Annotated in this window: 25 protein-coding genes; 9 read left to right on the top strand and 16 right to left on the bottom strand. The window is 66.4% G+C overall.

From position 1 onward, the window contains the following. Window positions 1–20: 20 nt before the first annotated feature. Together ACFZCE_RS13860 and ACFZCE_RS13855 are read left to right on the top strand one after the other, a co-directional pair. Complete coding sequence (locus tag ACFZCE_RS13860) at window positions 21–587, top strand: GNAT family N-acetyltransferase (protein WP_390939821.1); 567 nt, start codon at window positions 21–23, stop codon at window positions 585–587. Between the two features lie 335 nt (window positions 588–922). Continuing rightward, on the top strand, window positions 923–2,071 hold the full coding sequence (locus ACFZCE_RS13855) for an aminotransferase class III-fold pyridoxal phosphate-dependent enzyme (protein WP_390939818.1): 1,149 nt from the start codon (window positions 923–925) through the stop codon (window positions 2,069–2,071). Here ACFZCE_RS13855 and ACFZCE_RS13850 read toward each other — a convergent pair. Continuing rightward, window positions 2,018–2,908, bottom strand: a complete 891-nt coding sequence (locus ACFZCE_RS13850; RefSeq protein ID WP_390939816.1) for a LysR substrate-binding domain-containing protein — start codon at window positions 2,906–2,908, stop codon at window positions 2,018–2,020. The two genes, ACFZCE_RS13855 and ACFZCE_RS13850, sit on opposite strands and share 54 nt — an antisense overlap. Before the next feature lie 15 nt (window positions 2,909–2,923). Then, a complete protein-coding gene (locus ACFZCE_RS13845; RefSeq protein WP_390939814.1) occupies window positions 2,924–3,277 on the bottom strand; it encodes a hypothetical protein in 354 nt (117 codons plus the stop codon). 290 nt (window positions 3,278–3,567) lie between these two features. Between ACFZCE_RS13845 and ACFZCE_RS13840 the strand changes: the two genes are divergently transcribed. The 3 genes from ACFZCE_RS13840 (at window position 3,568) to ACFZCE_RS13830 (ending at window position 7,146) form a co-directional block, all read left to right on the top strand. Then, window positions 3,568–3,834 (top strand): hypothetical protein, encoded by a 267-nt coding sequence (locus ACFZCE_RS13840; protein ID WP_390939812.1) that lies wholly within the window; start codon window positions 3,568–3,570, stop codon window positions 3,832–3,834. A 101-nt stretch (window positions 3,835–3,935) separates the two neighbouring features. Further along, a complete protein-coding gene (locus ACFZCE_RS13835) occupies window positions 3,936–4,940 on the top strand; it encodes a sulfate ABC transporter substrate-binding protein (protein WP_390939810.1) in 1,005 nt (334 codons plus the stop codon). A 160-nt stretch (window positions 4,941–5,100) separates the two neighbouring features. Then, window positions 5,101–7,146 carry an SGNH hydrolase domain-containing protein gene (locus ACFZCE_RS13830; RefSeq protein WP_390939808.1) on the top strand — a complete coding sequence of 682 codons (2,046 nt, stop codon included), beginning with the start codon at window positions 5,101–5,103 and terminating at the stop codon, window positions 7,144–7,146. On the opposite strand, the gene ACFZCE_RS13825 is transcribed toward ACFZCE_RS13830, so the two are convergent. Next, window positions 7,067–8,341: an MFS transporter gene (locus ACFZCE_RS13825; RefSeq protein WP_390939806.1), complete on the bottom strand. Its 1,275-nt coding sequence runs from the start codon at window positions 8,339–8,341 to the stop codon at window positions 7,067–7,069. The two genes, ACFZCE_RS13830 and ACFZCE_RS13825, sit on opposite strands and share 80 nt — an antisense overlap. 159 nt (window positions 8,342–8,500) lie before the next feature. On the opposite strand from ACFZCE_RS13825, the gene ACFZCE_RS13820 reads away from it, so the two are divergent. Further along, on the top strand, window positions 8,501–9,865 hold the full coding sequence (locus tag ACFZCE_RS13820) for an MFS transporter (protein ID WP_390939804.1): 1,365 nt from the start codon (window positions 8,501–8,503) through the stop codon (window positions 9,863–9,865). 56 nt (window positions 9,866–9,921) lie between these two features. Here the strand turns inward: ACFZCE_RS13820 and ACFZCE_RS13815 are convergent, their stop codons facing one another. The 5 genes from ACFZCE_RS13815 to ACFZCE_RS13795 all read right to left on the bottom strand — a co-directional run bounded on the left by ACFZCE_RS13815 (window position 9,922) and on the right by ACFZCE_RS13795 (window position 15,251). Beyond that, window positions 9,922–12,012, bottom strand: coding sequence for a sulfatase-like hydrolase/transferase (locus ACFZCE_RS13815; RefSeq protein WP_390939802.1), 2,091 nt, complete (start codon window positions 12,010–12,012; stop codon window positions 9,922–9,924). 215 nt (window positions 12,013–12,227) lie between these two features. Next, window positions 12,228–12,419, bottom strand: coding sequence for a PLDc N-terminal domain-containing protein (locus tag ACFZCE_RS13810; RefSeq protein ID WP_390939799.1), 192 nt, complete (start codon window positions 12,417–12,419; stop codon window positions 12,228–12,230). Window positions 12,420–12,476: 57 nt separating this feature from the next. Then, window positions 12,477–13,007 (bottom strand): hypothetical protein, encoded by a 531-nt coding sequence (locus ACFZCE_RS13805; RefSeq protein WP_390939797.1) that lies wholly within the window; start codon window positions 13,005–13,007, stop codon window positions 12,477–12,479. A 67-nt stretch (window positions 13,008–13,074) separates the two neighbouring features. Then, window positions 13,075–13,854, bottom strand: coding sequence for a hypothetical protein (locus tag ACFZCE_RS13800; protein WP_390939795.1), 780 nt, complete (start codon window positions 13,852–13,854; stop codon window positions 13,075–13,077). A 98-nt stretch (window positions 13,855–13,952) separates the two neighbouring features. Then, window positions 13,953–15,251 (bottom strand): MFS transporter, encoded by a 1,299-nt coding sequence (locus tag ACFZCE_RS13795; protein WP_390939793.1) that lies wholly within the window; start codon window positions 15,249–15,251, stop codon window positions 13,953–13,955. A 235-nt stretch (window positions 15,252–15,486) separates the two neighbouring features. Here ACFZCE_RS13795 and uxuA point away from each other — a divergent pair, with 235 nt between their 5' ends. Continuing rightward, window positions 15,487–16,530 (top strand): mannonate dehydratase, encoded by a 1,044-nt coding sequence (gene uxuA, locus ACFZCE_RS13790; RefSeq protein WP_390939791.1) that lies wholly within the window; start codon window positions 15,487–15,489, stop codon window positions 16,528–16,530. 67 nt (window positions 16,531–16,597) lie between these two features. On the opposite strand, the gene ACFZCE_RS13785 is transcribed toward uxuA, so the two are convergent. The 8 genes from ACFZCE_RS13785 to ppsA form a co-directional block, all read right to left on the bottom strand. Next, window positions 16,598–17,653 carry an OmpA family protein gene (locus tag ACFZCE_RS13785; protein WP_390939789.1) on the bottom strand — a complete coding sequence of 352 codons (1,056 nt, stop codon included), beginning with the start codon at window positions 17,651–17,653 and terminating at the stop codon, window positions 16,598–16,600. A 114-nt stretch (window positions 17,654–17,767) separates the two neighbouring features. Continuing rightward, a complete protein-coding gene (sigX, locus tag ACFZCE_RS13780) occupies window positions 17,768–18,412 on the bottom strand; it encodes an RNA polymerase sigma factor SigX (protein WP_390939983.1) in 645 nt (214 codons plus the stop codon). Between the two features lie 34 nt (window positions 18,413–18,446). After that, window positions 18,447–19,271 carry a mechanosensitive ion channel domain-containing protein gene (locus ACFZCE_RS13775; RefSeq protein WP_390939787.1) on the bottom strand — a complete coding sequence of 275 codons (825 nt, stop codon included), beginning with the start codon at window positions 19,269–19,271 and terminating at the stop codon, window positions 18,447–18,449. A gap of 2 nt (window positions 19,272–19,273) precedes the next feature. After that, on the bottom strand, window positions 19,274–19,519 hold the full coding sequence (locus ACFZCE_RS13770) for a CrfX protein (protein ID WP_390939785.1): 246 nt from the start codon (window positions 19,517–19,519) through the stop codon (window positions 19,274–19,276). Between the two features lie 82 nt (window positions 19,520–19,601). After that, entirely contained in the window at window positions 19,602–20,597 is a 996-nt protein-coding gene (locus tag ACFZCE_RS13765) for a CorA family divalent cation transporter (RefSeq protein ID WP_390939783.1), read from the bottom strand. A gap of 18 nt (window positions 20,598–20,615) precedes the next feature. Beyond that, a complete protein-coding gene (rraA, locus tag ACFZCE_RS13760; protein WP_390939781.1) occupies window positions 20,616–21,104 on the bottom strand; it encodes a ribonuclease E activity regulator RraA in 489 nt (162 codons plus the stop codon). Between the two features lie 34 nt (window positions 21,105–21,138). Continuing rightward, a complete protein-coding gene (locus ACFZCE_RS13755; protein ID WP_390939779.1) occupies window positions 21,139–22,119 on the bottom strand; it encodes an alpha/beta fold hydrolase in 981 nt (326 codons plus the stop codon). An 80-nt stretch (window positions 22,120–22,199) separates the two neighbouring features. Beyond that, window positions 22,200–24,569, bottom strand: coding sequence for a phosphoenolpyruvate synthase (gene ppsA, locus ACFZCE_RS13750; protein ID WP_390939777.1), 2,370 nt, complete (start codon window positions 24,567–24,569; stop codon window positions 22,200–22,202). Window positions 24,570–24,739: 170 nt separating this feature from the next. Between ppsA and ACFZCE_RS13745 the strand changes: the two genes are divergently transcribed. Both ACFZCE_RS13745 and ACFZCE_RS13740 read left to right on the top strand, forming a co-directional pair. Then, the gene (locus ACFZCE_RS13745) at window positions 24,740–25,558 is read left to right on the top strand and encodes a pyruvate, phosphate dikinase/phosphoenolpyruvate synthase regulator (RefSeq protein WP_390939775.1); all 819 of its coding nucleotides are present in this window, start codon (window positions 24,740–24,742) and stop codon (window positions 25,556–25,558) included. Window positions 25,559–25,715: 157 nt separating this feature from the next. Continuing rightward, window positions 25,716–26,249: a RimK/LysX family protein gene (locus ACFZCE_RS13740; RefSeq protein WP_390939773.1), complete on the top strand. Its 534-nt coding sequence runs from the start codon at window positions 25,716–25,718 to the stop codon at window positions 26,247–26,249. Window positions 26,250–26,253 lie beyond the last annotated feature (4 nt).

Raw genomic sequence — 26,253 nt, 5'->3', positions numbered from 1 at the left:
CGCCACCCGGAGCCCGCCCGATGATCACCCTGCGCCCCATGCAAGCCTGCGACTTCGACCGCTTCTGGCCCACGTTCGAAGCGGTCGTCACAGCCCAGGCCACCTACGCCTACGCCGCCGACACCACCCGTGAACAGGCTGAACACCTATGGCTGGGCCTGCCCCTGCAAACCTGGGTCGCCGAAGAGGCCGGCGAACTGCTCGGCAGTTACTACCTCAAGGCCAACGCCAGCGGCCCCGGCAGCCACGTCAGCAACTGCGGCTACATGGTCTGCGAGGCCGCCCGCGGCAAGGGCGTGGCCCGGCTGATGTGCGAGCACTCCCAGCAACAAGCCCGCGCGGCGGGGTTTCTGGCGATGCAGTTCAACTCGGTGGTGGCCACCAACGAGGTGGCGGTGGCGCTGTGGCGCAAGCTCGGCTTCGAGGAGGTCGGGCGGCTGCCCAAGGCCTACCGCCATGGGGCGCTGGGCCTGGTCGATTGCCTAGTGATGTACAAGTGGCTGGAGGCCCCGGAGCATGAGCGGGCGCCGCTGATCGGGCGCAAGAATATCGAGTCGGTGGTGTCCAGGCCGCGGCGCAAGGGGTAAGGCTGGCGGGCCCATCGCCCGGCACAGCCGTAATGCTGTTCACTTAAGCAATCTCACAGATTTTAGGAAGGGATCAATCTGTGAGCTCTGCTGATTTTGTGCATGAGCTTCAGGGCCCTTCGCCCGGCACAGCCGGCCTCCCACGGGGTGTGTGTTGCCTCGTAAATCAAGTACTTACACAAATCCGTGGGAGGCCGTGGTCCGGCACTCCGGCTGTGCCGGGCGAAGGGCCCTCGATTATCAACCCCAACTTTAAAATCCTTGCAGCAAACCCGCGTTTATCCACCCTGGCACCCTTGCGGATACTGGCCCCACACCTCGCCAGGACGCCGACCATGCACGCTCTCCCCTCCCCCCATGCCCTGGGCAGTACCGCCTGGAGCGCCGAAGGCCAGGCCTACTTCGACACCACCCCCGGCCCCCTCGGCCACGCCCACCCGGTGCTGATGCAAGCGCTCAGCGAGCACGCCCGCCAGGGCCTCAACCCGCCGGCCCAGCTCGGCCAACCCTGGCACGGCCGGCTGGCCCAGCGCCTCTGCGAGCTGGCCGAGGCCGAGCGGGCGGTGCTCACCCCCAGCGCCTGCCACGCCAACGAAACCGCGCTGAAGCTGGCGCGGCTCTGGGGTTGGTACAAGGGCATTGGCCAGCCCCAGGTGCTGGTGTTCGGCGGCGCCCACCACGGCCATACCCTGGCCACCCTGAGCGCCAGTGACGACCACCGGCTGGCCTTGGGCGGCGCGCCGGGGGAGAGCGTGCGGGTGCCCTACGGCGACCTCGGCGCGCTGCAGGCGGCGGCCACCGAGCACGGCACGCGGATCGCCGCGGTGTGGCTGCCCGGGCTGCCGCTGCAGGGCCCAACGGCCGCGGCCGGCTGGCTGCCGGCGGTGGCGGCGCTGTGCCAGCGCCAAGGCTGGCTGTTGATGCTCGACGACACCCAGGTTGGCATCGGCCGTACCGGCCACTGGTTCAGTTGCCAGGGCGCCGGGGTGCGCCCGGATGTTCTCAGCGTGGCCGGTGGGCTCAGTGAAGGCGCACCCTGGGGCGCCTGCCTGGTGGCGCCACGGCTGGCGCGCTTCTGTGACCTCGGCCTGGAAGTGCCCGGCGTCAGCGCCCTCGCCTGCCGGCTGGGCTGGGAAACCCTCGGCGTGATGGCGCAGCAGGGGCTGCCGGCACGCGCCGGCCAGGCGGGCCTGCGCCAAGCGCTGCGGGCGTGCTTCAGCGGCAGCGGCGTGGAGGTGCGCGGCGAGGGCCTACACCTGGCCCTGGCCCTGCCCCAGGTGGTGCCCGGGCTGGCCCGCCGGGCGCTGCAGGAGCAGAACCTGCTGCTCACGGTGCACGAAAACCGGCTGATACGCCTGGCGCCGGCGCTGAACCTCAGCGATGCCGAGGCGGCAACCCTGGTCGCCGGCCTGGCGGCGCTGCTCGGCGGCTCACTTGCCCCACAGCTCGATCAGGTAATCAACGAAGCTGCGCAGCTTGGCTGAACGGTAGCGGTCGGCCGGGTACACCAGGTGCATCGGCCGGGTCGGGCACGGGTAATCGGGCAGCAGCGCGACCAGGCTGCCGTCGCTGACGCTGGCCGCCACCAACGCCGTGGGCAGCATGGCGATGCCCATGCCGGCGCGGGCGGCGCGGTACAAGCCCTGCGAGCTGTTCAGCCGCAACCGGCCAGCGACGTTGACCCGCTCCCCACCGAGCAGCCATAACTGGCTTTGTTCGCTCCAGTCATCCCCGGCCGGGTAGATGAACGCCAGGCAGTCGTGCTCGGCCAGCGCTTGCGGGTGCCGCGGCGTACCACGCCGGGCCAGATACTCGGGTGCCGCGCACACGGTCAGGGTGTAGTCGCGCAGCGGCCGGGCGATCACCCCGGGGTTGCCGAGCGGGCCCAAGCGGATGGCCGCGTCGAAGCCGTCTTCGAGCAGGTCGACCTTCAGGTTGCTCAGCACCAGTTCCACTTCCACCTGCGGGCAGCGCTGCATGTAGCGGGCCAGGGCCGGGGCCAGTTGCTCGGCGCCCAGGGTTTGCGGGGCGGCCAGGCGCAGGCGGCCGCGCGGCTCGCTGCGCGCCTGTTCGGCCAGTTGCTCGCTGGCGCTGACCAGGCCGAGCACCTCCTGGCATTGGCGGTAATAGGCCTGGCCGAATTCGGTCAGGCGCTGGCGGCGGGTGGTGCGGTTGAGCAGGCTGACCCCCAGGCGCTGTTCGAGCGCCTTGAGGTGGTTGCCGACCATCGTCACCGACAGCCCGCAGGCCTGGGCGGCGGCGGTCAGGCTGCCGCGCTCGACCACCTGCACGAACACGCCCATGGCCTGGAACAGGTCCACCGTGGCGTGCCGGGGTTACAGGCAGGTGGCCAGGGTGGCCTGGCGTTTGCGCGCCTGGTCGCCGCTGCGCGGGTTGCCGTAGAACTTCACCTGGCTGCCGGCGCCGCTGGCGGTGATGTCGGCGAAGTAGTCCGAGGCGTGGTCCGACACGGTGTACAAGCCCTTGCCCGAGCGCTCGGTGAAGGCGTCGGCCTCGGCGCCGAACAGGCTTTGGCTGGCCCAGGTGACTTCCACGCACTGCGCCAGGTCCGCGGCCGGGCGCGCCGAGTCGAGGCTGGCGATCGCGCCAGCGTCGCGGGCGTGGCCCATCTTCATGCCCGCGCAGCCGGTCAGGGCCAGCAGGGCGGCGGCAACAAGGTACGGTTTCATCGCAAGCCTCTTGGCAAAAGCGCGGACTATACCACCGGTGGCGGCGTCCATCATTCGCGTCAATAGCCACCATCATGGCAAACGACTTCCGCCAAACGGCGCCGGGCGTAGGATTACCCTCACACCGCCCACCGCAACCGAGGCCGCCGCCATGTCCCTGCCCTTGCTGACCTTATTGATCGCTTCGTTCGCCACCCTCGCCGCCAGCCCGTTCGCCCTGCCCGCGCTGGACCTGGTGTTTTCCCGAGATACCCAACAGGACTAACCCCGTTCACCCAAGGAGCTTTGCGATGCTGCGTACGCTTGCCCAACGCTTCGGCCAACTGGCCCCTTCTTCTTCCAAGGCACCGGCCTACAGCCTGACCGACGCGTTCCTCTCGGTGAGCCTGGCCATGGCCATCCATGGCAACGAGAAAGCCGTGGCCGACACCGCCCGCCGGGTGGCCAAAAAACTGCCACGGGCCAAACGCGAAATGATGTATGACATCGTCAACAGCCCCAGCCCGGTGGGCTACGTGAGCGAACTGCTGCGCAGCGCGCCGCTGCGGCACCTGTAAAACCGGCATAAGGTCAGCAGTTTCGGTGCTTTCGGCGCGGGCGGCGGCCCGCTATAGTCGCGTGCGTTGTCTGCCCTGCCACATCACCTGGACCTACGCACGTGAATAAACTGTTAAGCGCCTCCCTGCTGGCCGCCGGGTTGGCCGTGAGCGGTACCGCCCTGGCCGCCACCACCACCTTGCTGAACGTTTCCTACGACGTGATGCGCGATTTCTACCGCGACTACAACGCCGCCTTCCAGAAGCACTGGAGCGCCGAGCACCCCGATGCCGGGCTGAACCTGCAGCTGTCGTTCGGCGGCTCGAGCAAGCAGGCGCGCTCGGTGATCGACGGCCTGCCCGCCGACGTGATCACCATGAACATGGCCACCGACATCAACGCCCTTGCCGACAACGGCGGGCTGGTGCCGCAAGACTGGGCCGCGCGCCTGCCGAACAACAGCGCGCCGTTCACCTCCGCCACCGTGTTCATCGTCCGCAAGGGCAACCCCAAGGGCCTGAAAGACTGGCCCGACCTGGTCAAGGGCGACGTGCAGGTGATCGTGCCCAACCCGAAAACCAGCGGCAACGGCCGCTACACCTACCTCTCGGCCTGGGCCTACACCCTCAAGCACGGCGGTGACGCCGCCGCCGCCCAGGCGTTCGTCGGCCAACTGTTCAAGCACGTGCCGGTGCTCGACACCGGTGGCCGCGCCGCCACCACCACCTTCATGAAGAACCAGATCGGCGACGTGCTGGTGACCTTCGAGAACGAAGCCGAAATGATCGCCCGCGAGTTCGGCCGCGACCAGTTCGAAGTGGTGTACCCCAGCGTCTCGGCCGAGGCCGAGCCACCGGTGGCGGTGGTCGACAAAGTGGTCGACAAGAAAGGCAGCCGCGCCGTGGCCGAGGATTACCTCAAGTACCTGTGGTCGCCGGAAGGGCAGAACATCGCCGCGCAGAACTTCCTGCGCCCGCGGGACCCGGCGGTGGCCGCCCAGTACACCGACCGCTTCCCGAAAGTCGAGCTGATCAGCGTGGAAAAAACCTTCGGTGACTGGCGCACCGTGCAGAAAACCCACTTCGCCGACGGTGGGATTTTCGACAAGATCTACCAGCCGCAGTAAGCCCGCGCGGCCCCTCGCCCGCATCTGCCCCCTCGACATCCCCCGCGAACAGGCGTAAAAACCTGTTCGTATCTCCCCCGACATGTTCCCACCCGCCTGCCCCGTGCAGTGGCGGTAGCGTGGGCGCGCCCGGCGTTTGCCCCTCCTGCAGGTTCTGACCATGAACAATGCCCAACACGCCCCCTCCGTGGCCTACCGCGCGGAGGTCGACGGCTTGCGCGCGATTGCCGTGCTTGCCGTGATTCTCTACCACGCCGGCTTCGAGCCAATGGCCGGCGGCTTCGTGGGCGTAGACGTGTTCTTCGTGATCAGCGGCTATCTGATCACCTCGATCATCGCCACCGAGCTGAGCCAGCAGCGCTTTTCGTTGGTGACCTTCTACGAACGCCGAGCGCGGCGCATCCTGCCGCCGTTGTTCGTGGTCCTGGCCTTCTGCCTGCCGTTCGCCTGGCAGTGGCTTGACCCCATCGCCTTGCGCGGCTTCGCCAAAAGCCTGGTGGCGGTGCCGTTTTTTTCCTCCAATGCGCTGTTCTGGATGGAAACCGGCTACTTCGACAGCGGCACCGACCTCAAGCCGCTGGTGCACACCTGGACACTCGCCGTGGAAGAACAGTACTACGTGCTGTTCCCGCTGCTGATGATGCTCGGCTTCAAGGCCGGCCGCCGGCTGCTGGTAGCGGCCTTGGCAGTGCTGGCGGTGGCCAGCCTGCTGTGGGCGGAAACCGGCGCCCAGGCGGCCTCGAGCGCGGCGTTCTACCTGCTGCCCTCGCGGGCCTGGGAGCTGCTGTTGGGGTCGTTCCTGGCGTTCTGGCTGGTCGCCCGGCCGCAACGCCCCACACCCCAGGGCCTGCTGCACGAGGCCGGCGGCCTGCTGGGCCTGGGCCTGATTGCCTTTGCGCTGTTCAGCTACGGCAACGCCACCCCCTTCCCTGGCCTGCACGCCGTGCCGCCCACCCTTGGCGCGGCGCTGATCATCGCCTGCGCCAGCCGCCACACGCTGGTCGGGCGCGCGCTGGCCTGGCGGCCGATGGTGTTCATCGGCTTGATCAGCTACAGCGCCTACCTGTGGCACCAGCCGTTGTTCGCCCTGGCGCGCAACCGCAGCCTGGTGCCGCCGCCATTGCCGGTGATGCTCGGCCTGGCGCTGCTGTCGCTGGTGCTGGCGTGGCTGAGCTGGAAGTACATCGAAACACCCTTTCGCGACAAACGCCGGGTCAGCCGCCGGCAGATCTTCACCGCCGGCGCGCTGGCATCGATGCTGTTCGTCGGCGTGGGGCTGGTGGGCTACCTGAAGCAGGGCTTTCCGCAGCGCTATAACGTCGACCCCGCCATGCTCACCGCCTTCGACGACCCGACCATCCGCGAGGGCTGCGACCGCGGCTACAACGGCACTGGCTTTGGCATCGACCTGTGCTTCTTCGGCCCGCCGGTGGGCGACCGCGGCGCGGACCTGGCGGTGTTCGGCGACAGCCATTCCGAGGCCATGCTGCCGGCCTTCGCCGAGTTGGGCGAGCGCCTGGGCCTGAGCGTGGTGCACCTGGGCGTGGGCGGCTGCCCGCCGCTGCTGGGGGTGAGCGTGGTGGCCGGCAACTATGCCCAGGGCGCCTGCGAAAACCTTGCCCAGCGCCAGTACGATTACATCAAGGCGCACAACACCCGCCACGTGGTGCTGATCGCCCGCTGGGCGCTGTACACCGACGGCGGCTATCAGGAGCAGCGCAAGGTGCGTTATTTCCTCACCGACGCCGAACACAGCGGGCAAGACCTCGCCACCTCGCGGGAGGTGTTCCGCGCCGGCCTGCAACGCACCGTGGCGGCCTACCGCGCGCTTGGCGTGCAGGTGGATGTGCTCGCCCAGGCGCCGCAACAACTGGCCAGCCCGCGCAACCTGTATTACCGCCTGGCGCACCAGACCGAGCAAAGCGAGGGCGATAAGCTCGACACCGTGCGCACCCTGTCGGTGCCCTATGCCGAGCACGAACACATGCAGCACTTTACCCGCGAGGTGTTTGGCGCCCTGGCCGCGCCCGGGCAGATCCGCCTGTTCTCGATGGACCCCGTATTCTGCGACAGCCAGCGCTGCCTGATCGGCGACCAGCAGTCCTGGTACAAAGACAACGACCACCTCAATGGCCGGGGCGTGGAGAAGGCCCTGGCGGTGGTGCGGCAGATGATGCAACCGGCGGCGTTGGCCGTGAACGATTAGCCGTCTCTGGCATGCGCCACAGGTACAGCAGCGCGCCGGCGCCGGCTATCCCCCCGAGCATCCAGAACGCCGGGCCATAGCCGGCGGCGACGATCACCCCGCCGGCCAGGCTGGCGCTGACCGCCGCGCCCAGGCCCTGGGCCGTGCCGACCACGCTCTGGGCAAAGTTGAAGCGCCGCCCCGGGCACAGTGCCGCCACCACCAAGGGGAACAACGCGCCATAGATGCCCGCGCCAATGCCGTCGAGGCATTGCACGGCCAGCAAGTAGCCGGGGCTGTCCGAGAGCGGGTACAACAGCCCCCGCAGCGCCAGCACGGCGAAGCCCAACAGGAAGATCGGCTTGTGCCCGATGCGCTCGGCATAACGCCCCACCAGCAAGGCCACCGGCACCATCACGCACTGCGCCGCAACGATGCAAATCGCCGTGAGCGAGGTGGCACTGGCCTGCCCCACCTGCCGGGCGAGCAACTGGCTCACCGACGTCAGCATCGCCGCGTTGGCCAGATGGAACAGCGCCGCCAGGCAAGCGAACAGCACCAACGTGGGTTGTTGCTTGAGCCAGCGCAGCGGGTTCTGCGCGGGCGCGGCCTCGCTGGCGGTATGCGGCACCGGCGAGGCTGCCGGCAAGCCACTGGCCGCGACGATCGACAACAGCGCCAGCAGCGCCATCAACCAGAACACCACTTGCGGCCCCCAGTACCAGGCCAGCCCGGCCGCCAACGCGGCGCTGGTGGCATTGCCGGCATGGTTGAAGCCCTCGTTGCGGCCGATGCGCCGCGCCAGGGCCTTGGGGCCGACCACGCCGAGGGTGATCGCCACCAACGCCGGCGGCAAGAACGCCGCGGCGATTTGCGCGGCGGCCTGGGTCGCGGCCACGGCATAGAAGCCATTGACCCACGGCAGCAGCAGGCAGCCGGCGGTGACCACCAGCGCCGCGGCGATCACCACCGCGCGCTTGCGCACCCAGCGGTCGAGCAGCGCCCCGGCCGGCATCTGCGCAGCCAGCCCGGCCAACCCGGCGAGGGTCATCACCACGCCCGTGGTGGCCTCATTCCAGCCCTGCTCCGGGCCACGCACCGCCAGCAGGTAAATCGCCAGGTACGGGCCCAGGCCATCGCGTACATCGGCCAGGAAGAAGTTCAACGCATCCAGCGCGCGCAAGGCGCGGGGGGAAACATCAGGGGCGGTGGCCATGGCCGAATCCTGCAGGGGGTTAGCGCTCAGAGCCTGGCGGCTTTCGGCAAGTTCCATGGCCCCGGCGCGCGGCCCGCGAGCCCCCTGAAAAATCTACCGAAACGGCCCCGGCAAGCTGCTACGCTAGCGATTCCGTTACGTAGCTAGCTAAGGACACCAATGCCCGCCCTAGACGATGGGTTGCCCCGTGAGCGCCTGATCCCCGCCGTAATCGCCGTGTGCCTGGCCGTGGGTATGGCCACGCTGGACACCGCGATCGTCAACACCGCCCTGCCGACCATGGCCGTAGGCTTGAACACCGATTCGGCGTCGGTGATCTGGGTGGTCAACGCCTACCAACTGGTGATGGTCGCGACCATCCTGCCGTTCGCCTCGCTGGGTGAAGTGCTCGGCCACCGCCGCGTGTACCTGGGCGGGCTGTGGGTGTTCGTGCTCGCTTCGCTGTTTTGCGGCCTGGCCTGGTCGCTGCCGTCGCTGGCCATCGCCCGGGTTGCCCAAGGGCTGGGCGCGGCGGCGTTGATGAGCGTGAACGCTGCGCTGCTGCGCTTCATCTACCCCTCGCACATGCTCGGCCGCGGCATGGGCATCAACTCGCTGGTGGTGGGCATGTCGTTCACCCTGGGACCGACCGTGGCCTCGGCGATCCTCTCGTTTGCCTCCTGGCACTGGCTGTTCCTGATCAACGTGCCGATCGGCGTGGCGGCCTGGTGGATGGCCCGGCGCAACCTGCCCACCCTCGAACGCTCCAGCCACAGCTACGACCGCGGCGCGGCGCTGCTGTGCAGCCTGTTGTTCGGCGGCCTGACCCTGGCGCTGACCACTGGCGTGCATGGCGTGTCGCCCTGGCTCACCGTGGCTGAGCTGCTGCTGGCGCTGGCCTGTGGGGTGGCGCTGGTGCGCCGCCAGGCCGGGCACCCGGCGCCGATCCTCGCCCAAGACCTGTACCGCCGGCCGCTGTTCGCGCTGTCGTCGCTCACCGCGGTGTGCTCGTTCTGCACCCAGGGGCTGGCGTTCGTGTCGCTGCCGTTCATGCTGCAATACCAACTCGGCCACAGCCAGGTGGCCACCGGTTACCTGATCACCCCGTGGCCGGCGGTGGTGGCGGTGATGGCGTTGGTGGCCGGGCGGTTGTCTGACCGCTACCCGCCCGGGCTACTGGGCGGCATCGGCCTGCTCGGGCTGTGCCTGGGCATGGCCAGCCTGGCGCTGCTGCAACCGGGCGCCAGCGCCTGGGACATCGGCTGGCGCATGGCGCTGTGCGGGGCGGGCTTTGGCTTCTTCCAGTCGCCCAACCTCAAGGCGCTGATGACCAGCGCCCCGCCCGCCCGCAGCGGTGGGGCTAGCGGCGTGGTGGCGACATCGCGGCTGGTGGGGCAAACCCTGGGGGCTTCGCTGGTGGCGCTGTGCTTTCACCTGTCGACCACGGCGGGGCCGCAGGTGGCCCTGTGGTTGGGGTGTGGCTTTGCGTTGGTGGGGGCGCTGGCCAGTGGCTTGCGTTTGACCGGGTTCGGGAAGGGGGCTTAAGGGCCCCAACCCCGTACACACAAAAAAGGCCCGGCAATAACTTGCCGGGCCTTTTTTTATTCCCGGGTGCTTTGCTGGGCACCGGCGGTGTTGTCGAGCAGGCTCTTGGTCGCCGTCTGGATGAAGCTTTCAAGCTGGAGGCGCCAACTGTCGACGGTGGCCTGGTCTTCGACCTTCTGCGCCTCGAAGTGGCGGCCGAGGGTGTACTGGTACAGGCGCGGGTCAAGCTCTTTGGATTCGATCAGCAAGCGGTCGCCACGCACGATGCCGATGGTCTGCTCGCTGCCCGAGGGCTTGATCACGCCGAAGCCTGGGTCCCCGGCGGGCAGGTTGAGCAGGTCGCGGCCCCAGCACTGGTGCTGGGCGGCGCCGCCCAGGCGGCCCATGATGCTCGGCACGATGTCGATCTGGGTGCCGACGGTGTGGCTCACCGCGCCGAACTTCTCCTGGATGCCCGGGGCGATCATCAGCATGGGCACGTTGAAACGCGCCAGGTCCAGCTCGGTCACTTGGTAGTTGGTGCCGAAACCGTGGTCGCCGACGATCACGAACAGGGTGTCCTTGTAGTACGGCGATTTTTTCGCCTTCTCGAAGAACTGCCCCAGCGACCAGTCGGAATAGCGCATGGCGGTGAGGTGCTCGTCGAGGTTGCCGTGGCCGGTCACGCGCTCCACCGGCAGTTGCGGCGGCAAGGCGTATGGCACGTGGTTCGACAGCGACTGCAGCAACGCGTAGAACGGCTTGCCGGTGGCCGCGAGCTTGTCGAGCTCCTGGTTGCCACGGCTGAACATGTCTTGGTCGGACACGCCCCAGGTGGGGTCGGAGAACACCGGGTTGACGAAGTCGTTGCGGCCGATGAAGGTGGTCATGCCCTGGTTGGCGAAGAAGCCGGACTGGTTGTCCCAGGCGAAATCACCGTTGTACACGTACACGTCGCTGTAGTGGCGCGGGCTGAGCATCGCCGGCAGGCCAGACAGCTTGTGGCTGCCTTCCGGGGTTTGCATCAGGTATTCGAAGCCCGGCAGGTTGGGGAAGCAGCCCATGGTGGCGAACATGCCCTGGTGGGTATGGGTGCCGTTGGAGAAGAACCGGTCGAACAGCAGGCCCTGCTTGGCCAGCGCGTCGAAATACGGGGTAATGCCGGCGTCGCTGCCCAGCGCGCCGACCGAGTGCCCGGCAAAGCTTTCGAGCAGGATCACCACCACGTTCTTCACCCCTGGCAGGGTGTTTTCCACTGGCGGGGTGAACACCCGGCGCACGGCCGCCGAATCGGCGTCGATCAGTTGGTCGTTCGGGGTCAGCAGCAGCTTGCGCACTTCGGCGGTGGCCTGGGCCTGGGGCAGCGTGGCCTTCCAGATATTGGCGCGGTCTTCGCCGTTGGCGGTGCGGTAGGCTTCGATCAGGCTCAGGGTGCCGTTGAGGCCCAACTGGTTGGCGAAGATCGAATCGGTGGTGAAGGCATCGCCCCAGCGCAGGGGCGGGCCCTGGCGCAGGGTGCCACGGGCGGCGACCACGGCCACGCACAGCAGCACCAGGAACACCACCACGCGGCCGTACCAGGGCGCCACGCGGCGGCCGCCGAGGTCGGCCTCCAGCGCGTCACGGCGCAGGGTGAGGCGGTCGATGCCCTTGAATACCAGGCTCAGCAACCAGGTGACCAGCGCCCAGGCGAGCAGGTAGCGCACCACCGGGTAGCCGTACCAGATCATGCTCATCACGGTTTTCGGGTCTTCCTTCATGTACTGGAAGACCAGGGCGTTCAGGCGCTGGTGGAATTCACGGTAGAAGTCGAGCTCCATCACCCCGAGGAACAGCACCAGGCTGGAGGTGGCGGTCAGCCACAGGCGGAACAGCCCGCGCCAGCGCAGGGTAAAGGCGAACAGCGTGGCCAACAGCACCGGCACCAGCAGGAACACGGCGATTTTCAGGTCGAACCGGGCGCCGTTGAACAACGCCTCGAGAAAGGTCGAGGCGGGCGTGTCGCCGATCTGGTCGCGGTTGTACATCAACAGGGCCAGGCGCAGGCCAGCCTGCAGCAACAGCAGGGCAATGGCGCAGAGCAACAGGTAGGCGAGGTGCGACTTCAGGGTGGGCTGGCGCCGCCGGGGTGGCTGGCGGTTCGGGCTCAGGGCGTCCTGTGTGGCCATGTAGGGTGTGGTTCCGTGCGCGGATGTAATGGGAGTGCGCGGGCCCAGGTGTAAAGAGGCCGCGCGTGGCTAGCCGGCGATTCTCAGTGATCGCCGGTGAAAAATTCGTTGTGAATCAGGCAGGCTCGCGCCCTCCTTGCCCGCGGCCAGTACCGGGCCATGGGCAGGAGGTCGGCATTTTAAGGGGTTTGCGGGAGGAAATAGAACCCAGGGGTTTATAAGCGAACGTTGCCGCGCGGGCCGGCCACGGCCCAGATGATCAGCCCCAGCACCGGTAGCAGTACGATCAGCAGGATCCACAGCACCATCATGCCGATCTCGGCCCGGCTCTTCAGCACATTGATGATCGCCCAGATATCCAGGGCCAGGATCACCAGGCCCACCAGGCTGTTGAAGGTTGCGCCCATGCTGCACTCCTTGCGGTTGTCGGTACCTGTTAGGTGCCCCCGGGCCGCCTCGGTTCCCTACTGGTGCAGCGCCACCCGCAGGGCTTCGAGCGACGGCGCGGCGGCGATGCCCAGCGCCTCGCACAGCTCGAGCACCCGCGGCAGGTCCTGGCCAAAGACCAGCACTGCCTGCAGGTCGAAATCCAGCGGCGCGGCGAAATCCACCAGCACGTAGCCGCCGAGGTCCTTGCTCAGGGCCGAGAGTTGGGTCTGGATGCGGTTGAGCGCGGCCAGCGGCTCGGTGCGCGCCAGTTGCTTGGGCTTGAGGTGGATGTCGACCTGGGCGCCGAACGAGGCGCTGATCTGCTCGAACAGTTCCGAGTAGGTGTCGGCCTGGAAGAACACCGTGTCGGGCAGGCTGCCGACCACCACCCACTGCCACAATGGGAACGGGAAGCTGGCGTCGTAGTTGATGTCGGGGTTGGCGGCCAGGAACGCGTCGGCGCCCTCGCGGGCCTCGTGGGCCTCGCTGGCAATCCGCTCGATGGCCTCGGCGGGCAGGCAGCCGGAGCTGATCAGGGTGATGAGTTCGAGCAACTGGGGCTTCATCGGGCGCACACACTCAGGGGGCTAGGCAAACGGCCGCGGAGCATAGCAGAAGCCCCGCGGCGGCGCTTCACTGGACCGCGCGCAGGCCAAAACGGGCGCGGTGCACGCGGGCATTGACCTGCTCGGCGGGCTCGCCGGCGGCGGCGGCGGCGATCGCCTGGCCGACCCAGCCGCGAAAACCGCCGACCTTGCCGCCGGCCAGTTCCAACTGGGTGTGCAGCACCTGTTCGAGTTGCTCGAGCTTGGCTTGGGCGTGGGGCCAGGCATGCAGCCAGCCGGCCGGCTGCCCGGCCACGCCCAGCACCGCCGCCAGGCGCATCAACCAGGCCGGGTAGTGCTGGGCCAGGGTGCCCAGTTCGAGCTTCCAGCGGCCGTCTTCACGGCGCAGGCCCTGGGCCTCGCCGTGCTCGGCGCCGACCACCGCCAGCCAAGTGCTTTCGACCCAGCGCGCCGGCACTTGCACGCCATCGGCGGCCAGGGCCTGGCTCAGGCCTTCGCAAAAACTCGGCAGGTCGAGCTCCATGCGTACCGCCTTGCGCGGCGCCGCCTGGCGCAGCTGGGCCAAGCGCGCGTTGAGCGCGGGCATGTCGCGAAAGCGCACTTCGTCCTGCTGGCCATCGCTGGTCAGGCCCAGTTCGCTTTCGAGCAGCGGCACCCAGCGCTCCAGAAACGGCTGGATCAACAACGCCGGCGCCGGCAACGGCTCGGTGCGCCCATACAGGCCCATGGCCTTGAGCGTGGCATGCACACCGTGGCGCAGGCGCACGGCGTCACAGGCCACGCCGTCGTCACACAGGGCTTGGGCAATGGCTTGGCAAAACGAATTGAAAGGCAGGGTGGACGGCACGAGCAGGACCAATTGAGCGGCGGACAATAACCGCCAATTCTCCCACAGCCAGCACGCGGCGCCCGTGAAATCTGACGCCGCGCACGCCGTTCGTCCTTTTAGCTTGCGCCCCGAGCACTCGCCGCCACTTCAGCGCTGCCCTTCTCCGGCAGCGGCGGCAGCGGCTCGATCTTGCCGACGATGAACAGGTAGCTGAACGCCCCAAGCACGGCGAAACCGCCGGCGGTCATCAACGGCGCGGCGAACGAGCCATTACCCAGCATCAGCATCAGCCCGGTGAAGGTGGTGATGAAGATCCCGGCCAGGTTCGAGGCGAAGTTCTGAATGCCGCCGATCGAGGCCACGTGGGCCGGGGTCGGCGCCACGTCGGCCGGCAGGCTCCAGATGCCGGCGGCGGCGAAGGCCAGGCTGGCGTAGGCCAGGGCGAACAGCGCGAGCATCATGTAGGTGTTCTCGGTGAACGCCGACAACGCGATGCACGAACTGGTCAGCATGCCGCCGACGATGCAGGTCTTGCGTGCCTTGGTCAGGCTCCAGCCGCGCCGGTAGAGGGCGTCGCAGGTGAGCCCGCCGACCCAGCCGCCGGCGATCGAGAAGATCGCCGGCAAGGTCCCCAGGGTGCCGAGCGATTTCAGTGAAAAGCCGCGCTCCTGCACCAGGTAGGTGGGGAACCAGGTGATGAAGAAGTAGATGACGAAGTTCAGGCAGAAGAACCCCAGCATCATCCCCCACAGGGTGCGGTAGCGAAACAGCTGCGCCCAGCGCACCTTGGGGTAGGCCGGGGCCAGCGCCGGTTGCCCGGCGGCCGCCTCACGCTGGTCGCGCTCGGCGACCGCGGCGGGTTCGCGGTAGATCATCATCCAGCCGAGGATCCACACCACCCCGACCACCCCGGTGATCACGAACGAGGCGCGCCAGCCCCAGTGCTCGATGATCAGCGCCACCACCGGGATCGACAGCGCCGAGCCGACCCGCGAGCCACTGTCGAAAATCGACGTGGCAAAGGCGCGCTCTTTCACGTCGAACCACTGGCTGACCACCTTGGCGCACGAGGGGTAGGCGCCCGCCTCGCCAATCCCCAACAACAGCCGGCAACCAAACAGCGCGAGCATGCTGTGGGCCGCGGCGGTGACCGCGGTGAACAGCGACCACCAGCCCACCGCCAGCGGCAAGGCCACGCGCGCGCCCACGCGGTCGACGAACCAGCCAAAGGGCATTTGCATCAAGGCGTAGGTCCAGAAAAACCCGCTCAGCAGCAGGCCCATTTCACCGGCGTTCAAGTTCAGTTCTTTTTGGATGTAGGGGGCGGCCACAGCCAGGTTGGCGCGGTCGATGTAGTTGATGGCTACTGCGAGGAAGCACAGGAAGATGACGAGCCAACGACCCTTCTTCTGCATGGCGAGTTCTCCGTCGTTATTGTTATGCGCAAGACTCGATGTGACTACCGCAAGCGGTCAGATTGGCCTGACCTCTTCTCTTGGGCTAGGTCAGAGCCTAGTGCCGCCAGGGCAATAGCGCAAAGAAACGCCCGTAAAATAGCCGGCCTTTCATCGCTCAGTGGCGGTTCGCCCGCGCAACTGGACTGACCAATCTATACTGCTGGGCACCCATAACAACAAAAGGCCCACCCCGATGAAGATGACCTTCCGCTGGTTCGGCGACACCGACCCCGTCCCGCTCGGCTACATCCGCCAGATCCCCGGCATGACCGGCGTGGTCACGGCGATCTACGACATTCCGGTTGGCGAGGTGTGGCCACTGGCGCACATCCAGGCGCTCAAGGCCAAGGTCGAGGCCCATGGGCTGGCCATGGAGGTGATCGAGAGCGTGCCAGTGCACGAGGCGATCAAGCTCGGCGGCGCCGAGCGCGACCAGTTGATCGAGCACTACGGGCAAACCCTGCGCCACCTGGCCCAATGCGGGGTGAAGGTGGTGTGCTACAACTTCATGCCGGTGTTCGACTGGACCCGCACCGAACTGGCCAAAGTGCTGCCAGACGGCTCGACCACCCTCGCCTTCGACGCCCGCCTGGCCGCCGAGGTGCGGCCCGACCAGGGCATCCACCTGCCCGGCTGGGACATGAGCTACGCCCCCGAGGCGCTGCGCGAGCTGCTGCAGGCCTACCAGGGCGTGGACGAGCACGCGCTGCGGGCCAACCTCGAGTACTTTCTCCAGCGGATCATCCCGGTGGCGCGCGAGGTGGGGCTGCGCATGGCGCTGCACCCGGACGACCCACCCCGGCCGATCTTCGGCCTGCCGCGGGTGGTGAAGAACCGCCAGGACCTGGCCACCATCCTGGCCATGGTCGATGACCCGGCCAACGGCCTGACGCTGTGCTCCGGCTCGCTCGGCGCCGACCTGGGCAACGACGTGCCGGCGCTGGTGCGCGAGTTCGGCGCCCAGGGGCGCATTCACTTCGCCCATTTGCGCAACGTGAAGGTCAACGCCGCTGGGGATTTCCACGAAACCGCGCACCGCTCCGAAGACGGCTCGCTGGACATGGGCGAAATCGTCAAGGCCTATGTGGAGGTGGGCTTCGAGGGGTATTACCGGCCGGACCATGGGCGAATGATCTGGGGTGAGCAGGGGAAGCCGGGCTATGGCCTGTACGACCGGGCGCTGGGCGCGGTGTATCTGAATGGGCTGTGGGAGGGGGTTAGAAAGGGGGTTGCTTGAAGGGCACCCACGCAACCCAACAACGAAAAAACCCGGCCGAGGCCGGGTTTTTTCAAGCGCTTACCAATTACTTGGCTTGGGCTTCTACTTCAGCTTCTACGCGACGGTTAACAGCGCGACCGGCTTCGGTGGCGTTGTCAGCAACCGGCTTGGACTCACCGTAGCCAACCGAATTCACGCGGCTGCCTTGAACGCCGTACTGGTTGACCAGCACGTTACGAACAGCAGCGGCACGTTTTTCGGACAGCTTCTGGTTGTAAGCGTCGGTACCCACGGAGTCAGTGTGACCTTCCACGGTGGTGGAGGTTTGTGGGTACTGCTTCATGAAGTCAGCCAGGTTCTTGATGTCGGCGTAGCTGTTGGGCTTGACCACAGCTTTGTCGAAGTCGAACTTGACGTCCAGCTCAACGCGAACGGTTTGAGCGACGGCTGGGCAGCCATCAGCGTCAACCGGGGTGTTGGCCGGGGTGTTCGGGCACTTGTCGACGTTGTCGCACACGCCGTCTTGGTCGGCGTCGGAGCAGACGTCAGCGACCGGAGCCGGGGCAGGAGCAGCAGCGACCTTCTTGGTGCCGCCACCGAAGTTCACGCCAACACCTACGCTCGGCGCCCATTCGGTTTCGCCGCGATCGATGTTGTACATGGCTTCTACGCCAGCACGGGCGTACAGGTTTTCGGTGAAGTAGTACTTGGCACCGGCACCTGCGTTGAAGAAGGTGGAGTGGTCACGACCGCTGTGGCCGTTAGCTTGCACGTTGCTGATGCTCTGCTGGGAGAAGCCAGCCGAAACATACGGGCGCAGGCCAACGCCAGGCGTACCGAAGTGGTACAGGGCGTCGATCGCGGCGTCGCCACCGTGGATCTTCTGGTTGCCGGTACCGTTGTTCGAACGCATGTTGTGGATGCCGTCGTAACCCAGGCGCAGCTCGACGTCGTCGGTCAGGAAGTAACCGACCGAACCGCCGTACAGGTTGCCGTTGTCCAGGTCGCGCGAGCTGTCGGTGTAGTACTTCTTGGTGAACAGCTCACCCTCGACTGCGCCTTGGCCCTGTGCCAATACGCCGAACGAGGTTGCGGCAACAAGAGAGCCAATGGCCAGGCCCAAGGTGTTTTTCAATTTCATCCGTTAAATCCCCATATGGTGATTGTTAAGCGGCCCCTACCCAAATGCGTTGGAGGGGCAACTCGGCGTCAATTCTAGCAGAACTTGACGCCCGTTAGAGATAGCCGTGCCGTTTTAAGTTTCAGACATGTCTGCGAATTTATCTCGCAGCTTGTCCAGGGCACGTTTGTATCGCATTTTGGTAGCGCTCAACCCCATGTGCATGATGTCAGCGATCTCCTGAAACTCCAGCTCCGCGACAAAGCGCAGCACGAGAATTTCACGGTCGATCGGGTTGACATACACCAACCAGCGGTCAAGTCCTCCTCGCTCCTCCGGCTTCGGCGCCTTCTCCTCGGATGCCTCCTCGATCGGGTCGAGGCTCAGGGCGTCCATCAGGCGGCGCTTGCGCCGTTCCTTCCTATACTGCGTGATGCATTCGTTGTAGGTGATGCTGTAGAGCCAGGTCTTGAACTTCGATTTACCCTCGAAGTTCTTCAGGCCGTACAGCACCTTCAACATCACCTCCTGACAGACATCGTCAGCATCCCTATCGTTCCCCAGGTACCGCGCGCAGACGTTGAAGAGGGTGCGCTGATAGCGCCGCATCAGCTCTTCGTACGCGCGCGTTACATGAAACAATTCGTCATGCGACCGCGCCACCAACTCCTCGTCGGAGAGCGCTCGCGGGTCGTATCGCTGAGGGGGCGCAGGCACGTTAGTCAAGTCGGGTTGGGCCGGGTCAGGTTCACATCCACCAATGCCCGCGCCAGCGGGCATTTTTCGGGGCGGCATACTACCAGCATTTGCCCTCTCAGCGGCTAGTCACGTTGTGCTCGAGCAAACGCTTGTTCGCCAGCGATACCAGCTCACCCGCGTCGTTGAGCAGGGTGGTCTTGACCGTACCGATTTCCTCGATGTGGCCCTCGACGCCGTCCAGGCTCACGTGCTGGCCCACCTCGAACAGCTCGCGCACATAGATGCCGGCGATGATCTGCCCAGCGAGATCCCGGCTGCCCAGGCCCAGCGCCAGCGCCACGGCCAGGCCGATGGTCACCAGCACGATCACGATCACGTGGTTGAGCAGGTCGGTCTTGATCTCGAGCTGGCTGATCGCAACCGAAATACTGATGATGATCACCAGCCACTGGGCGATACGCCCGAGGCTGGCGGAATAATCGAGCCCTACCCCTTCGGCGGCGCCGCGCACGATGCCGTTGACCAGTTGCGCCAGCAGCACGCCCACCAGCAGCACCAGCGCACCACCGAACACCTTCGGCAGGTACAGCGCGAGCACGTCGAGGGTGGCCGACACGCGGGTCATGCCCAGCGACTCAGCGGCCGAGACCAGGAACACCAGCAGCACGAACCAGTAGACGATCTTGCCCACCAGCGCCGAGATCGGCACGCGAATGCCGCCGCGGCTCATCAATTTGGTCAGCCCGGTGCCGGCCATCAGGCGGTCCAGGCCGACCTTGGCGAGCAGCCGCGAGAGCAGCGCATCGAGCAGCTTGGCTACCACGAAGCCCAGCAGGATCACCACCAGCGCGGCGAGCAGGTTGGGGATGAATTGGGCGATTTTGGTCCACAGCGCGGTCATTGCCGTCACCAGGCTTTGCGTCCAGAGATCGAGTTCCATGTTCAATCAGCCTTATCCGCGCCTTTGGCGCGGTCGGTACGACGGGAAACGGGGGCCACATGGGCCGAGCCATTGTTCACGGCGATCATGCAGGCCTTCAGGCAACGCCCCATCAGGCCGAACAGGTCGGTGGCGCCCACCTGCCGGTTGGCGGTTTTCAGCACGCGGCCCAGGCGCTTGCCGTGGTCTTGCTGGTTGCCAGGCGCATTGAGCATGTCGCGCAGCGATTGTTCGAACGGATCGTGCATTGTGGCACTCCTCGTTAAAGGTCAACGGGAGACGAGGCCGGCCGCCGGCAGGTCACATGGGCTGAGCGAAGTTTCATCGCCGCTACAGCCAGCGCAACCGGCGGAACATCCACCACTGCCCCGCCGCCAGCAGCAACAGCAAGGCGCAGGTGGCAAAAAAGCCATAGGGGCTGGAGGAGCCCGGAATGCCGCCGACGTTGATCCCGAGCAGGCCAGTGAGGAAGGTCATCGGCAAGAAAATCCCGGTGATCACCCCGAAGCGGTACATGGTGCGGTTCATGCGCTCGCCCAGGCGGCGGTCTTCGGCCTCGAGCAACAGCGCCACGCGCTCACGCGACAGTTCCAACTCTTCGAGCTGGCGGGTCAGGCTGTTGTTGAGTTCGTTCCAGTAGTCGCCGTCGTCTTCGACGAACCACGGCAGGCGAATGCGCGCCAACTGGCCATAGATGTCGCGCTGCGGCGCGAGGAAGCGCCGCAGCCCGGCGGCGCGCCGGCGCAACTGCAGCAGGCTGCCGTGCTCGGGCTCGTAGCATTCGTCGGCGTCGATGCGGTCTTCTTCGCTGTCGAGGGTTTCGGTCAGGCCGGTGACCAGCTCTTGCACCCGCTCGGTCAGGCGCTGGGCGATGTACAGCACCAGCTCCGAGGCGGTGCGCGGGCCTTTGCCGGCCATCAGCAGGGCGATCATTTCGTCGGTGGCGCGCAGTTGCCGCAAGCGCAGCGACACCACCCGTTGGGCCTGGGCGTAGATGCGCACCGAGACCATGTCTTCAGGCTGGGCACCGGGGTTGAGGTTGACCCCGCGCAAGAACAGCAGCAGTTCCGACTCTGGCAGCGGCACCAGCCGCGGCCGGGTGTTTTCTTCCAGCAGCAGGTCGCAAACGAACTCGTTCAGGCCGCTGTCACGGCGCAACCAGGCCTGGGCTTCGGGGTGGCTGCGGTCCCAGTGCAACCACAGGCTTTGCTCGGGGGCCAATTGCAGGCTGGCCAGTTCGCTGTAGCGCAGCCCGCGGGCACCGCCCTGGCCATCGAGGACCAGGGCGTACACCAGGCCGTAAGGGGCGTTTTCGTCTTCGAACATCCTGACCACTGCTTCCTTTTATTCAGGCTGGCTGAGTTCCACCGCCGATACGATAACGCCATTGTTGTCGGCGTAGATGAATTCGCCCGGGCGAAAGGTGACGCCAGCGAAGTTGAGTACCACGTTGAGGTCGCCCAGGCCGCGTTTTTCGGTGCGCAGCGGGTGCGAGGCCAGCGCCTGCACGCCCAGGTCGGTTTGCGCCAGGGCGTCTACGTCGCGCACGCAGCCGTAGATCACCAAGCCCTGCCAGCCGTTGTGCGCGGCTTTTTCGGCGAGCATGTCGCCGAGCAGCGCGCAGCGCAGCGAACCGCCGCCATCGACCACCAGCACCTTGCCCTGGCCGGGCAGCTCGACCTGCTCCTTGACCCGCGAGTTGTCTTCGAAACATTTGACCGTGACGATCTGCCCGCCAAAGGTATCGCGGCCACCGAAGTTGCTGAACATCGGCTCGAGCACGCGCACGTGCTCGGGGTAGGCGTCACACAGGTCCGGGGTGCTGTAGTGCATGGCAGGCTCCAAAAAGGCGGGTGAAGGCAACAGCTTAGCCGCTTATCGGCGCCCCAGGGGCCGCCGGCGCCTCGCGCAGCAGCGGTGCCTCGGGCTGGCGCAACCAGCGTTCGAGCAACGGCCATACCTCGGCCTGGGCCTGGGGGCCGTGGAGCATGTCGACATGGCCGAAATCCTGGGCCAGGCCCTGGGCCCGGCCCAGCTCGATGAACTGCTTGTGCTCGCCACCCAGTTGCTCGAACAGTGCGCGGCAGGCCCAGGCTGGGTCTTGCTCATCGGCGCTGCCCGCGGCCACCAACACCGGCGCCTGGCTCTGCGCCAGCCCCGCCCACCAGGCGCCGGGGCGGCCGAGCAGGCTTTGCCAGCGCAGCAGTTCGATGGCGATGCCGGCCGGTTCATCCTCCGGGCCACGCTTGAACCGCGCCCCAGATACCCGGCCGAAGCCCTTGAGCACTCGGCGCAGCGCCCAGTTCAGTGGCGGCAGGCGCAGCCCGGCGTAGCGCCGGCTGACCTGGCTGCCGAACACCGCAACGCCGCGGGCGCCTGCCAGCGTGCCCAGGCCCAAGGCCATGGCCAGGGTGGTGCCGCCCATCGAGTGGCCCACCCAGTAGGCCGGGTGGCCGTTCATTTCAGCGACGAACGCGCCAATGGCGGGCAGGTCATAGCGGGCGTAGTCGTCGAGGCGGTTGCTGGCATAGCCCTGGTTGCGCGGCGACAGCCCGTGGCCGCGCATTTCGGCGATCCACACGTCGAAGCCGGCGCGCGCCAGCCAGGGCCCCAGGCCCTGGCCCTTGGGCGAATACCAGAAGCGCCGGTTGGAAAAACTGCCATGCACCAGCACCACCGCGGCGCCCGGTGGCCCGGCGCGATCGGCCAGGCCAAGGCGGGTGACCGCCAGCTCGGTGGTGAAGTCCAGGCTGTTGTTGGCCTTGATCAGGTACACGTCTTCGCTCAGGTCGCCCCGGCGTTCGGCGCTGATCAAGGCGACGGGAAACAATTGGCTACTGCTCTGCATGGTGCTCTTGCATGAAAAAGGGCGGGTGTGTGGGCCCGCCCTGTCAAAACTGTGCGCCCCGGGTTGCCCCGGGGCACGGTTCACGCCTGGCCTTCAGCGAGGAAGAACCAGGTTTCCAGCACGGTGTCGGGGTTCAGCGACACGCTTTCGATGCCCTGCTCCATCAGCCATTTGGCCAAGTCCGGGTGGTCCGAAGGGCCCTGGCCGCAGATGCCGATGTACTTGCCGGCCTTGTTGCAGGCGGCGATGGCGCTGGCCAGCAGCTTCTTGACCGCCGGGTTACGCTCATCGAACAGGTGGGCGATGATACCCGAATCGCGGTCCAGGCCCAGGGTGAGCTGGGTCAGGTCGTTCGAGCCGATCGAGAAGCCGTCGAAGAACTCGAGGAACTCATCGGCCAGCAGCGCGTTGGACGGCAACTCGCACATCATGATGACCTTCAGGCCGTTCTCGCCGCGCTTGAGGCCGTTGCTGGCGAGCAGCTCGACCACCTGGCTGGCCTCGCCCAGGGTGCGCACGAACGGCACCATGATCTCGACGTTGTCCAGCCCCATCACTTCACGCACCCGCTTCAACGCGCGGCATTCGAGCTCGAAGCAGTCACGGAAGCTCTCGCTGATGTAACGCGAGGCGCCGCGGAAGCCCAGCATCGGGTTTTCTTCTTCCGGCTCGAACAGCTTGCCGCCGATCAGGTTGGCGTACTCGTTGGACTTGAAGTCCGACAGGCGCACGATGACTTTTTTCGGGTAGAACGCCGCGGCCAGGGTGCTGATGCCTTCGACCAGTTTCTCGACATAGAAGCCCACCGGGTCGGCGTAGCCGGCGATGCGCTTGTCGACGCTGTCTTTGACCTCGGCCGGCAGGTCGGCATAACCGAGCAGCGCCTTGGGGTGCACGCCAATCATGCGGTTGATGATGAACTCGAGCCGCGCCAGGCCCACGCCGGCGTTCGGCAGTTGGGCGAAGTCGAAGGCGCGGTCGGGGTTGCCGACGTTCATCATGATCTTGAACGGCAGGTCGGGCATGGCATCGACCGAGTTCTGCTTGATGTCGAAGCCCAGTTCACCTTCGAAGATGAAACCGGTGTCGCCCTCGGCGCAGCTGACGGTCACGCCCTGGCCGTCCTTGAGCAACTGGGTGGCGTTGCCGCAGCCCACCACCGCCGGGATGCCCAGCTCACGGGCGATGATTGCCGCGTGGCAGGTACGCCCGCCGCGGTTGGTGACGATCGCGCTGGCGCGCTTCATCACCGGCTCCCAGTCCGGGTCGGTCATGTCCGACACCAGCACGTCGCCGGGCTGGACTTTGTCCATTTCGCTGACGTCGTGGATCACCCGCACCTTGCCGGCGCCGATGCGCTGGCCAATGGCACGGCCCTCGACCAGCACCTTGCCCTTTTCCTTGAGCAGGTAGCGCTCCATCACGTTGGCGTTGGCGCGGCTTTTAACGGTTTCCGGGCGCGCCTGGACGATATACAGCTGGCCGTCGTCGCCGTCCTTGGCCCACTCGATGTCCATCGGCCGGCCGTAGTGTTTTTCGATGATCAGCGCCTGCTTGGCCAGCTCGCTGACCTCGCCGTCGGTCAAGCTGAAGCGCGCGCGCTCGGCGGGCTCGACGTCGACGGTTTTCACCGAACGGCCGGCCTTGGCCTCGTCGCCGTAGATCATCTTGATCGCCTTGCTGCCCAGGTTGCGGCGCAGCACGGCCGGGCGCCCGGCCTGCAGGGTGGCCTTGTGCACGTAGAATTCGTCCGGGTTGACCGCGCCCTGCACCACGGTTTCGCCCAGGCCATAGGACGAGGTGATGAACACCACGTCGCGGAAGCCCGATTCGGTGTCGAGGGTGAACATCACCCCGGCGGCGCCGGTTTCCGAACGGACCATGCGCTGCACGCCGGCCGACAACGCCACCAGCTTGTGGTCGAAGCCCTGGTGCACGCGGTAGGAAATCGCGCGGTCGTTGAACAGCGAGGCGAACACCTCCTTGGCGGCGCGGATCACGTTGTCGACGCCACGGATGTTCAGGAAGGTTTCCTGCTGGCCGGCGAACGAGGCATCCGGCAGGTCCTCGGCGGTGGCCGAGGAGCGCACCGCCACGGCGACGTCCGGGTTGCCCTTGGAGAGCTCGGCGAAGTGCTGGCGGATCTCGCTGTTGAGCTGTTCGGGGAATTCGGCTTCCATCACCCACTGGCGGATTTGCGCGCCAGTTTTGGCCAGCGCGACCACGTCGTCGACGTCCAGCGCATCGAGGGCAGCGTGGATGCGATCGTTCAGGCCGCTCTGCTCGAGGAAGTCGCGGTAGGCCTGGGCGGTGGTGGCAAAGCCCCCGGGCACCGACACGCCAGCGCCGGCAAGGTTGCTGATCATCTCGCCCAGGGATGCGTTCTTGCCCCCCACGTGCTCTACATCATGGACGCCGAGCTTATCGAGGGAAACTACGTACTCTACCAAGGTGATCTCTCCACTGACGGGGTTGGAACAACTCAGGGCCAGAAGAGGCAACGAATGCCTCCTGGCATCGGGATAGCGTGCCCTCTGTTATTGTGAGAAGGGCACCGGCTACCGGCGAAACGGGCGTATCATAGCCGCAAACAATCAGCCGCTACAGGCCCCCTACGCAGATGAAACGTTCAGCCTTCTTCATTTCCGACGGTACCGGCATCACCGCCGAAACTTTGGGCCAGAGCCTGCTGGCACAATTTGAAAACATTACCTTCAACAAGTTCACCCGGCCGTATATAGACAGCATCGACAAGGCGCGCACCATGGTCGCCCAGGTCAACGCCGCGGCAGAGCGCGACGGGGTCCGCCCGATCATCTTCGACACCATCGTCAACCGCGACATCCGCGACATCCTGGCCACCTCCAACGGCTTCATGATCGACATCTTCTCCACCTTCCTCGCGCCACTGGAGCAGGAGCTGGGCGACCATTCCTCGTACTCGGTGGGCAAGTCCCACTCGATCGCGCGCAACTCCAACTACATGGAGCGCATCGAGGCGGTCAACTTCGCCCTCGACAACGACGACGGCGCCCGCACCCACTACTACGACAAGGCCGACATCATCCTGGTCGGCGTGTCGCGCTGCGGCAAAACCCCGACGTGCCTGTACATGGCCATGCAGTTCGGCATCCGCGCCGCCAACTACCCGCTCACCGAAGACGACATGGAACGCCTGCAACTGCCCAACGCGCTAAAGGCGCACCGGCAGAAGCTGTTCGGCCTGACCATCGACGCCGACCGCCTGACCGCCATCCGCCACGAGCGCAAGCCCAACAGCCGCTATTCGAGCTTCGCCCAGTGCGACTTCGAGGTGCGCGAGGTGGAGAACCTGTTCCGCCGCGAGAACATTCCGAATATCAATTCGACACACTTTTCCGTGGAGGAGATTTCTACACGGATTCTCGCCGATATGGGCGTCGAACGGCGGTTCAAATAAGGCGAACGCCGGGCAATGGGAACAAAACCGTCAAAAACCGGCCAAACCGCCATTCGCCACGTGGCGGCCCCCAGCGGGCCGCCCGCGCTGGCGCCATAAAACCATCATGTTAGAATCCGCCGCCCATTGACGGGCAGCCTGCCGCCTCCAAGGACTCATGAACTACGCCACCCTCCTCCCCCTGCTTGGCCTGCTGTGGCTACCTGGCCTGAGCCTGGCCCAGGGCAAGGTGGTGTATGGCCTCAACGAGTACGCCCGGCTCGACATCGACCTCGAAGTGGCCGCCAAGCTCGACACCGGCGCGGTCACCGCCTCGCTCAGCGCCCGAGACATCCAGCGTTTCAAGCGCGATGGGCAACCCTGGGTACGCTTTTACCTGGCGATCGACAACGCCCACTCCCACCCCATCGAACGCCCACTGGCGCGGGTCAGCCGCATCAAGCGCCGCGCCGGCGATTACGACCCGCGCCAAGGCGAGGCCTACACCGCGCGGCCGGTGGTGGCGCTGAACGTGTGCATGGGCAACGTGCAACGCACCCTGGAGGTGAACTTGACCGACCGTAGCGCATTCCAATACCCGCTGCTGATCGGCGCCGAAGGGCTGAAACGGTTCAACGCCATGGTCGATCCCAGCGTGAAGTACAGCGCCGGCAAACCCGCCTGCGCCAATACCGCGCCCACGTCAGAGTAATAAC

It is taken from the genome of Pseudomonas sp. NPDC007930 (assembly GCF_042958985.1).
Lineage (GTDB): Bacteria > Pseudomonadota > Gammaproteobacteria > Pseudomonadales > Pseudomonadaceae > Aquipseudomonas.
This window is presented reverse-complemented; position numbering and strand designations above follow the sequence as displayed.